The organism is uncultured Clostridium sp. (assembly GCF_947036855.1).
Lineage (GTDB): Bacteria > Bacillota > Clostridia > Clostridiales > Clostridiaceae > Sarcina.
This window is the reverse complement of the sequence record NZ_CAMQRY010000086.1, coordinates 1-10,824: the sequence shown is the minus strand read 5'-3', so window position 1 is coordinate 10,824 and position 10,824 is coordinate 1. Positions and strand designations below refer to the sequence as shown.

Here is a 10,824-nt window from a genome sequence, read left to right as displayed (position 1 = left end):
AAAACTTTTAAAGAATTAAAACTTTTTATTAAAAATACAAATTGATATACCAATATTATTAACTAAATGAGAACAATGCCCTTTATAGTAAATAAAAGTAAATAGTTGTGGTAATATTATTTGAGGTTCAATATAAATAATAAAGTAAAAGGAAATAAAGTAGATAAGCCACTTTATCCATAGTTTAGTTAGGAGGAAGAAATGATTTTTTTAGTTTTTATTTTTGCAATTACGATAGGTAGTTTTTTGAATGTTTGTATTTATAGAATACCAGCAGAAAAATCTATTGTTAGCCCTCCATCAAGTTGTGGGTCATGTAACCATGAATTATCATGGAAGGATTTATGCCCTATACTTAGTTACTTATTTTTAGGTGGTAAGTGTAGATATTGCAGGGCTAAGGTTAGTCTTAGATATCCTTTTGTTGAGTTTATGACAGGTATACTTATTTGTCTTTTATATTTGAAGTTTGATTTAACTTATAATTTTGCTAAGTTTTCTATATTAACAATTTTCTTAATTGTTATTGCACTTATAGATTTTGATACAACTGATGTTTATTCTGTTACAACTATTCCTGCAATTGTGATTGGTGGAGTTTTTGTTTTAGTAGAAAACATAGGAATATCAAATGGAGCTGTAGATTATTTCAAGAATGTATTCTTTGGAATGCTTGGAGCTATAATATGTGCAGTTGTTATTGGAGCTATATGCTACTTAACTGGAGCTATGGGTGAGGGAGATATAGAAATTGCAGCTCTTGGAGGAATGTTCATAGGTTGGCAACTTAGTATATTTATGATTCTATTTTCTTTCATTATAGGTGGAGTTTTAGGAGTATCTTTAATTTTATCTAAAAAGAAGAAGAAAATAGATTATATTCCTTTTGGACCAAGTATAGCCATTGCAATTTATTTGGTGCTAATACTAGGTGTTGAGTGGATAAATGAATTTATTTATAAGTTTTAAGAAAAACTATATTAAATGACAATGTGAAAAATGTCGACAAATAAAAAACGATTTCAGTTGTTATTACGACATCCAAATAATATAATTAAAGTATAAAGATGGAAAATATTAAGTGGAGTTAAAATTCAGGAGGGAAAAATGGCAAGAAAGAAACTTAGGATAGGAGATCTTCTGATTGAGAACAGAAAAATCACAAATTTTCAACTTATTGAAGCTCTTGAACAGCAGAAAACAAGTGGTAAAAGAATAGGAGAAATCCTTATTGAAAGAGGGCTTATAACAAGTGATGATATAATGTCTACTCTTGAAAAGCAACTTGGAATCGAAAGAGTTGATTTAAGTACAACTATGATTGATAAGTCTGTTACAAAAATGCTTAATGAGGCAATATGTAAAAAGCATACTGTGTTTCCATTTGGACTTACAGATGATAGAAGTAAAGTTAAAATTGCATTTGCAGATCCACTAAATATATTTGCGATTGATGATATTAACTTTAATACAAATAATACACCAATAGAAATGTATTTAGCTACAACGGAAGATATTGAAAGTACAGTTGCAAGATTTTACTCAGGTAGAAGTGTGCAAAGTGCAGCTTCAGCTCTTTCTAAGGATAAGCAAGGTACAAGAAAGAAAAAAGATGTTGAAATTGACGATATAAAAAACTCACCAGCAGTTAAAATGGTAGATCAAATTCTAGCAGATGCTGTTAAGCAAAAAGTATCGGACATTCATATAGAACCTTATGAAGATGTTATCAGAGTAAGGTACAGAATAGATGGTTCACTTAAAGAAATACTTAATATTGATATAGCAGCTATTAGTGCAATCACTACAAGAATTAAAATTTTATCAGGAATGAATATTGCTGAAAGAAGAATACCTCAAGATGGAAGGATTGAAACAGAAGTTGAAGGATATCCAGTTGATATGAGGGTTTCAAGTATTCCTTTAATAACTGGTGAAAAGGTAGTTATAAGAATACTTGATAAAAGTAATTATGGAATAGGAAAAGAAAAACTTGGTATGGGTCCAGAACTTCTTGCAAAGCTTGATAAAATTATTAAATCTCCTTTTGGAATTATCCTTGTTACAGGTCCAACAGGAAGTGGTAAGTCTACAACTTTATATACGGTTTTAGATGAGCTTAATGATGGTAGAAGTAATATTACTACAATAGAAGATCCAGTTGAGTATACTGTTGAAGGGATTAACCAAGTTCATGTTAATTCAAAAGCAGGGCTTACATTTGCAGCAGGACTTAGGTCTATGCTAAGACAAGATCCAGATATCATAATGATAGGGGAAATGAGAGATAGTGAAACAGCACAAATTGGTGTTAGGGCAGCTATCACAGGACATTTAGTTTTAAGTACATTACATACAAATGATGCAGCATCATCAGTTTTAAGACTTATTGATATGGGAGTTGAACCATATCTTGCTGCCACAGCTATTAAGGGAGTTGTAGCACAAAGACTTGTTAGAAAAGTTTGTCCAAGCTGTAGAGAAGAATATCAGGCATCAGATTATGAAAAGCAAATACTAGAATATCCAACATATAATGACCTAACACTTGCAAGAGGAAAAGGTTGTGTTGCTTGTAACCAACTAGGTTATAAGGGAAGAATAGGGGTTTATGAAATCCTACAGGTTGATAGAGAAATTAAAGATTTGATTTTAACAACAAAAAATTCAGATATATTAAAAGATTTAGCTGTTAAAAAAGGAATGAAAACACTAGCTATGAGTTGTAAAGAGCTAGTAATGGATAGAAAAACATCATTAGATGAGTTAATGGCACTTATGTTCTTAGATTAAAAAAAGTAGTTAGCAAGGGGAGAGGAGGAGTTTAGTTATGCCAAAGTTTGTTTATAGGGCTATGAGTAGTGATGGAGCAATTGTTGAAAATAATGATTTTGAAGCAGAGTCAAAAGAAGCAGTTCACTCAATGCTTAAGTCTAATGGTCTGATGGCACTTAAAGTAGATGATTTAAAGCAATCACAAGAAATTAAACTTGATATATTCTCAGGTATAAATATGCGTGATACAGCAATATTTTGTAGGCAGTTTGCTACAATGCTTGAAGCTGGGGTAACAATAAATGCATCTATTAATATGCTTTCGGAGCAGATTCCTAATAAAAAACTTAAAATTATTTTAAAGGAAATAGATGAAGATATTAAAAAGGGAGAAGCACTTTCTATTTGTATGGCAAAGCATGAAAAAAGTTTTCCACCATTATTAATTAGCATGATAGAAGTTGGTGAAACTAGTGGTACTCTCGACCAAATGATGAATAGAATGGCTATATATTATGAAAAGCAGCACAAGCTTAATGGGAAAATTAAGAATGCAATGATATATCCAATTATATTATCACTTGTAACAGTTGTAGTTATGGTAATTATTATGGTATTTGTTATGCCAATGTTTATAGATATGTTTGAAAGTTCAGGTGCTGAACTTCCATGGACAACTCAGCTTACACTAGCTATGAGTAATTTCCTTAGAGAAAAATGGTACATCGTAGTAGGAGTAGTAGGAGCTATAGTGGGAGGATTTATATTTATAACTAAAAAAACAGAACAAGGTGAAAGGCTTAATAATATATTTAAGCTTAAATATTCACTATTTAAAGATTTAAATCAAAAAATAGTAGTATCAAGATTTACAAGAAGTTTAGCAACAACATTAGCAGCAGGGGTATCAATGATACAAGGGCTTGAGATAGTTGGTGAAGTTCTAGGAAATAAATATGCACAAAGTCAGATAGCTGAAGTAAAAGATAAAATCCTTAAAGGTGAAGGTCTTGCAGAACCAATAAGAGATACAGGGGTATTTCCACCAATGCTTAGCTCAATGGTTAAGATAGGGGAAGAATCAGGTTCGCTTGATGATATCCTAAACAAAACAGCAGATTTTTATGATGAAGAACTTGAAAGAGCTATTGAAGCAATAACAACAATCATAGAACCAATAATGCTTGTAATAATGGGAATAGTAGTTGGATTCTTAATAATATCAGTATTAACTCCAATGTTTGAAATGTTCCATACTATTTAATAAGTCTAAAAGAGCTTTTAGCTCATTAGAAATAAATAATTTAAAATTTAAGGGGGAAGATTTTTATGATAAAAAATCTAAGAAAAAAGTCTAAGAAAAAAGGTTTCACACTTATAGAACTTGTAATAGTTCTTGCAGTACTTGCTATTATAGCACTTATAGCTATTCCTAATTTTACAAAGGTTAGAGAGGATTCAAAAATCAAAGCAGATTTAAGGACTGGAGATGTTATAAAAAGAGCAGCACAAATGTCTATAACAGATGAAGATTTTGAAATATTAAGTGTAGCTGGTGCTGATGGGGTTAAATTTATAATAACACCTTCAGCAACTGCAGGAACTGATGCAACAATAACAATTCAAGCAGGAACTGGTGTAGCAGCAGGTGGTGTGAATCCAGCTAATCTAGCTGAATTTAAAATTGATGCGACAGATAATACTGAAGTAGCAAATGATATGACAAGTACAACAGGTTATGAAAATTTTGTAGCTGCACTTAGAGAAGTTGATTTACCACAAGAAAAAGATAAAGTTGCATATGAAATAGTTATTGATATTACAGATACAGTGACAAGTGTTGGAACGGTAGAAGCAGTAACACCTTAATATAATTCAAGACACCTTAAAATAAGGATTTTAAGGTGTTTTTTTAAAAATTAAAATAATTAATAAAAAAGCTATATATAATATGTAATAAAAATTTTATTTAAGATAGTAAAGGGTTAGAGTAGAAAAGTTAAAAATATTTAGACTTTAGAGGTGAGAATATGGTAGGTAAGTTAGATACTCCTGTTGGTATTGATGAAAAAGGGATTGATACAGACAAGAAGGTTGTTAAAATAAAGAAAAAGAAAATTCCAAAGCTTCCAAAGATAAAAGATGTAAAACTTGTCTCTATTGATATAGGAAGCAAGTATATTAAAATTTTAGAAGCTAAGAAGAGAAATAATATTATTCAAATTACATCAGCACTTAAGATAGAATCACCTAATGATATTATTGAAAAGGGTGAGATAAGAAATCTTCCGAGTATAGTGAATGCTCTTAATAATACTTTTATGAAGTGGCGTATTTCTACTAAGGATATTTCTTTTAATAGTATTTCAAGTGGAATTATGAGTAGGGAAATTTCAATCATAGATAGTGAGGATATAACACTGTCAGAAAGACAAATGCTTGTTGAGAATAAGCTTAAGGAATATCTTCCTATTAATCTTGAAGATTATCAAATTCAGTTTACGGTAGCTGGAAAATTTATTGAGGATGAAGTTAAAAAGTTAAAGGTTTTAGTTATTGTTTATCCAATTAAGCAAATTAAATCATTTTTAACTGTTGTATCAGAGATGGGGAATAAACTTAGACCTTGCTCTCTTGATGTTACAAATAATTCAGTTCAAAAGTTTTTTAATCATGTAAACACTATAAATAATAAGCCTGTTGAAAAGGAAAAGGTTCATTTATTTATTGATATGGGAAGAAATACATTTAATGCATCTATAATTGCAGATGGTAAGCTTCAGTTTATGAGACTTATAGAAGCTTCACAAGATGCTATTGATAGAGGTATAGCTTTAAGAATTGGTAAGTCATATGAAGAAGCGGAAGTTTTAAAGATGGAACAATGTAGTTTAATGCATAGTGAATTTGATGGTGAGCTGACAGATGAGCAAGTAGAGGTTACAGAGGTTGTTAAGGCTAATGTTAATGGATGGATTGATGAAATTAAAAGACTTACACAGTTCTATAGTAATAAAGAGCAAAGAATAGTTGAAAAAATCTATATCTATGGTGGAGGGGCAAAGCTTAATGGACTTGCTGATTATATGCAAGATAAAATTGAGGTTGAAACTGAAAGAATTGTAGATTTTGATGGAATAGAAATAAACAAGGGTGTTAACATAGCAAACATAGATCAGTTTATAAATAGTATAGGAACTGTTATTAGGTTTTAAGGGGGAATAGAAATGGTGATGGTAAGAGATATTAACTTTTTTAGTCCCTATGTAAAACAACAGGAGTCAAGTAATGCACAGGTAGCTTTAACAGCAACTGCAGCAGTTGTTTTAATAGGGATTGCAGGAACTTTAGGATACAACATATTCCAACTTAGTAGTCTTAATAAGCAGATAGCAACAGTAACAGCCGAGATTAGTGATCCAGCTTTTGTTAAGGATCATAAAGTAGCAAAGGAACTTGCACTAGAGAAAGGTTTGTTACAGGGGTATAACTCTGCACTTATGACAGTTCATGATGGGATTGTAGATAGGTCTATTATTGATACAGCTATAATGAAGCAAATAAATTCAACTATTCCAGCAGGAATTAATTTGAAAAGCTTAGCAATACAAGGTGGAAATATAACAATGAATGCTACATCAAGTAGTAATAAACAAGTCGCTGATTTTAAGTATAACTTAGATAAACTTCCAATGATTAAAGAATCATTTATACCAGCTATAAGTTCAGACTTTGGAAGCCCAGCAGAATATAGTTTTTCAGTAACTTGTGTGTTAGAGGAGGTCGAATAATGAAAATTAGTGAAAAAGAGAAAATTATGATTAGTGTTTTAGGAATTGTAGCTCTTGGAGCTGGATATTATTATTTAGGATACAAGCCTCAAGTAGCAAAAATTGAAGCTAAAACTGTAGAAGCAGATGCACTTTTAGAAGACCAAAGTAAGAAACAGGCAGAAATTGCTATGACTGAAAAAAATAGAGATGATATAAAGAAATTAAACTTTAGTATAGAGGATGGTTCAGCTAAGATTTATCCTGATATATGGCAGCCAAAACTTATAAAAGAGTTAGATGACCTTGGTACAAAAGCTAATATAGATGTAACATTTGGTTATTCTAAAGAAGTTTATGCTCCAATATCAGAATATTTTACATCTAAGGCAGAAGAAGCAGTTATGGCAAATACTCTAGAAAGTTTAATAGATGAATATAATGCTAGTGGAATAAAAGAGCCGATTGAATATAAAAGAATTAATGGTGAGAAAGTAGAAACACCAAAAGCTAAGGAAGGTGAAGCAAAAGAACCTTCAACTTTAAATGTTAAGCAGATGAAAGTAAGTGCAACATTTAAAGGGAAATATGAGAATGTAATGAAATTTGTAAAACTTCTTGAAGATTATAAATATCGTATAGCTGTTCCAAACATAAGCATAGCACCAAGTGGTAATAATGAAGTTTCAGGTTCATTAAACATGGAATTCTACTCAGCACCAAGACTTAATGATGATTTTGATGGTTACTATGATTGGAAAGCAGAAAGCACTAAAGGAAAAGATAATCCATTTGAAGATTCTTACACAAGTATAGATAGCATAGAGAATGAAGATGCAGAAGCAACTTCAATGAATGTAACACTTAGACCATTTAACTCAGATATGCCATCAGTTACTGTAGGAAGACCAGATGACTCAACAGGAAGAACAAAACTAATAGCTGATGAAAACCAAGTTGAAGAAGTAACAATAGAATTTACACAAAAAGGTGATGTATACTTTGTTAAATACCAAATGGGTTCAGATGTATATCCAAAAAGTGGAGATGGAATAGACTTCATACCAAAAGGTGATATAAAAGTTGCAGTTAACTCAGAAAAAAGAAGTGGCGCTGATGATATGGTTTCAATAAAACTTAAAGTCAAGAACACAACAGACAAAGCAGTAAGAGTTGAAATCAAAGGTGATGATAAAGATAACCCAAGAGTTAAAATATCAACACATGGAGATGTTGAATATCTTAGTAATTAGCAATTAATTAGAAAATAGAAATTATAAGAATAATAATATTAATAGCTAAAGGTAAATAAACACCTTTAGCTAATTTTTTAGTAAGATATAACAAAGTAATTTTGAGAAGGGTGATTTTAGATTGAATAAACAAAGAAAAAAGAAAAAAGGTCTCACTCTTCTAGAGCTAGTAATAGTTCTAGGCTTGATGGGGATAGTAACAAGTCTAATATTCTCATTTGTAAACACAACACAAAAAAAATCAAAAGAACTAGAAATAAGACAGGAACTACAACATGATGGAACAATGATAACAGAAAGTATGATGAAAAATGTTTTAGCAGCTAAGAATATAGAAGAGGTTGATATAAAAACAGAACCACCTACAATAACAGGTGAAGTTATTAAAAATAGTGCTAAATCAATATCATTTAAGCTTAATGGAAAAGGAAAACTTGGAAGTAATCCAAGTATAACTGATATAGATACAATAAAATATCAGATTGATGATAAAGAGTTGAATCTATATGTTCATACAGCTCATGAAGCAATAAGTCCAGAACCATCAAGTTGTGATGTAAGTCATTGGAGAAAAGTTCAAACACTAAGTGAAAATGTTAAGCAAATAAGAGTTGAAAATAAAATACTAACGAATATGTGGAATGCTACTACACCAATTGATCCTTTAGATATAGAAAAAGCTATAAAAAATGAAAAAAGTGTAAATTTGAAAATCATATTAGAAGAAGATTATTATAATAAAACAATAGAACATGAACATACAATAGAACTAAGTTTAAGAAATGCAAAATAAAATAAAAGAAGTGGGGTGAAAAGAATGAAGAAAAGTGTACTAGTGGGAATCGGAATTATAGCTTTGGCTGTTGGGGGAATCTTTTTTGGAAGTGAAATAGTAGATGCAACTAATAAAAGTGATAATCCTAGTATGACAATGACAGTAAATGAAGGCGAAAAAAAAATAGCTTATACGGATACAATATTCCAATTTGAAATAGAAATAGAACCAGGGAAAATATTATTTGATGCTACAAACCCTGTGGGAGAAGTAAGGATTTTAAATAAAAATTACATTATTATAAAAGAAAATGCGAATATAACTTTAGAAGAGTGTTATAGAGTTGATGGAACAGAAGTAACTAGTTTAGGTATTGAGGGGAATAAAGTTAATTTAGGCGAAATTAAATATAATAGAGGTGCAGGGGATAGTTACTATGGTGAAACAGTTAAAGTTATAGTTAAATTTAAAGCTAATAAAGATAGTGAAATAACTAATTTTTCAGAGCTGTTTTCATTAGAATATGAAAATTTAAAGGGGGAGAAAGGTAAAACAAGTATAGAAAATAAAGTTGATTTAGAAATAAAAACTATAGAGTATATTAATGGAGCTATAGAAGGGAAAAGCATAAATGATATTATAGAAGTTAGTGAAATAGAGCCGTTAGAGGTTCCAGTGAATAAAGAATTTAGTATGAAGTATACTTTGGGAGCGGGTCAACTTGGAGATGATAAATCAGTAACTATGGATATAAAAGATAGAGAATTGATTTATCTTATTGATAGTAGTGTGATTGATAAACAAGGTGGGAATGATGAAACTGCTAGAATATCCATAAAGAAAGCACTTGAAGATATTAAACAAAATAAACCTGATACAAAAGGCTCATTAGTTGTTTATGGTGAAGTAGCAAAAATTATAGAAGTTGATGATAAAACTATTTTATCTATTGATCAAATGATTGCAGAAATAGATAAAATAGAAGCTGCTGATGAAAGTGGTAATCTTGGTGATGGAATTAGAAAAGCAAAATATTTAGCTAATGAAAATAAAGGGGTATCATCTAGCATAGTTGTTGTTAGTAATGGTAATCCAAATTATTATACTCAAATATCAGAAGGTAATACAAGTTTATTAGAAACTAGAGTTAATAAAGATGGAGTAGCTAAATTTGATAGAGAAAAAGCAGTAGAATATACTAATAATATAGTTAATGATATTGCTATAAATGAAGAAGATGATACAAGATGGTATGGGATTAATTATGCTATAGAAGAGCAAGAATTATTATTAAATGATTCGATAGAAAAATTAGATGGAAATATAGAAACAGTTAAGAGTCCATATTATGATGATTTTAAAACTATAAATGAAAATGCGTTAGTACCTATTCAAATAGTAGCAAAAATAACTGCTGAAGTAGCAGGATTATATAAAGATAAAATAGAAATTAACATGAGAGATACTGAACAGGAATTAATTATAGGGTTTGATATAGTAGGTGAAATGATAGTTCCCACAAAAGAAGTTTCTCCTTTTAAGGTTAGAGCTAAATTTAATAGTATGCTCGGAACAGAAGGAGAATATATTAATATGGCAGATCCTAATATTATTAAGGTTTCAGCAAAAGTAGAGATAGAAGGAGCTGAGTCTATAGAGTTTAATGAGGACGAAAAAGGTGGATATGAATGGAATATAAAGCCTGTAGTAGATACTCTAATTTATAAAGGTTTATTTAATGGGAGATTACAATTAGATAGTTCAAATATAGAGCCAAGAGATAATATATTAAAGTGTCAAATTGCAGCTAGTGAAGTGTTGGACCAAGGTGAAAGTTTTGACTTAGCTGAAGAAAATTATTATTCAGCTGGTATAATATTAAATGTTTTAACTGAAAAAGATTTTACGTTTGAAAAAACAGCAGAATCTAAATATAAAATGTACAGATTGGAAGGAAACACTTTTATTGATATAACAACTGAGCCATTAACAGCAGAACCTGGTTATATATATCTTATAACAATAGATGATTATATAGAAAATGGGAGTGTAGATGTAAATGGTGGTAGTGTGCCTTTTGAAACAGGAATAAATATAAATCCAGAAGGTCCAGAAGGTGAAAATGATAATTGGGGAACTATAGAAGTTGTTCCAGTGCCAAAGCCAGATCATTTCTAAAATATAATTTCAAAAACTATAAATCAAAGAAATTATAAAATGAAAGATAATCTTTCATAATCTAAAAATAAAA

The 10,824-nt window shown here is 30.2% G+C and carries 9 protein-coding genes; all 9 read left to right on the top strand.

The features are described from left to right. Positions 1-201 precede the first annotated feature (201 nt). Positions 202-969, top strand: coding sequence for an A24 family peptidase (locus Q0V15_RS09210; RefSeq protein WP_297438259.1), 768 nt, complete (start codon positions 202-204; stop codon positions 967-969). Positions 970-1,107: 138 nt separating this feature from the next. Then, positions 1,108-2,793: a GspE/PulE family protein gene (locus Q0V15_RS09205; RefSeq protein WP_297438257.1), complete on the top strand. Its 1,686-nt coding sequence runs from the start codon at positions 1,108-1,110 to the stop codon at positions 2,791-2,793. 37 nt (positions 2,794-2,830) lie between these two features. Beyond that, positions 2,831-4,039, top strand: coding sequence for a type II secretion system F family protein (locus tag Q0V15_RS09200; RefSeq protein ID WP_297438255.1), 1,209 nt, complete (start codon positions 2,831-2,833; stop codon positions 4,037-4,039). A 65-nt stretch (positions 4,040-4,104) separates the two neighbouring features. Continuing rightward, a complete protein-coding gene (locus Q0V15_RS09195; protein WP_297438252.1) occupies positions 4,105-4,644 on the top strand; it encodes a prepilin-type N-terminal cleavage/methylation domain-containing protein in 540 nt (179 codons plus the stop codon). A gap of 161 nt (positions 4,645-4,805) precedes the next feature. Beyond that, complete coding sequence (gene pilM / locus Q0V15_RS09190) at positions 4,806-5,990, top strand: pilus assembly protein PilM (protein WP_297438250.1); 1,185 nt, start codon at positions 4,806-4,808, stop codon at positions 5,988-5,990. A gap of 12 nt (positions 5,991-6,002) precedes the next feature. Next, positions 6,003-6,566, top strand: coding sequence for a PilN domain-containing protein (locus Q0V15_RS09185; protein ID WP_297438248.1), 564 nt, complete (start codon positions 6,003-6,005; stop codon positions 6,564-6,566). Continuing rightward, a complete protein-coding gene (locus Q0V15_RS09180) occupies positions 6,566-7,798 on the top strand; it encodes a hypothetical protein (RefSeq protein ID WP_297438245.1) in 1,233 nt (410 codons plus the stop codon). Before Q0V15_RS09185 ends, Q0V15_RS09180 begins: the two co-directional genes overlap by 1 nt. 121 nt (positions 7,799-7,919) lie before the next feature. Next, positions 7,920-8,591 carry a type II secretion system protein gene (locus Q0V15_RS09175; RefSeq protein WP_297438243.1) on the top strand — a complete coding sequence of 224 codons (672 nt, stop codon included), beginning with the start codon at positions 7,920-7,922 and terminating at the stop codon, positions 8,589-8,591. Positions 8,592-8,615: 24 nt separating this feature from the next. Then, a complete protein-coding gene (locus Q0V15_RS09170) occupies positions 8,616-10,751 on the top strand; it encodes a hypothetical protein (protein ID WP_297438242.1) in 2,136 nt (711 codons plus the stop codon). Positions 10,752-10,824 lie beyond the last annotated feature (73 nt).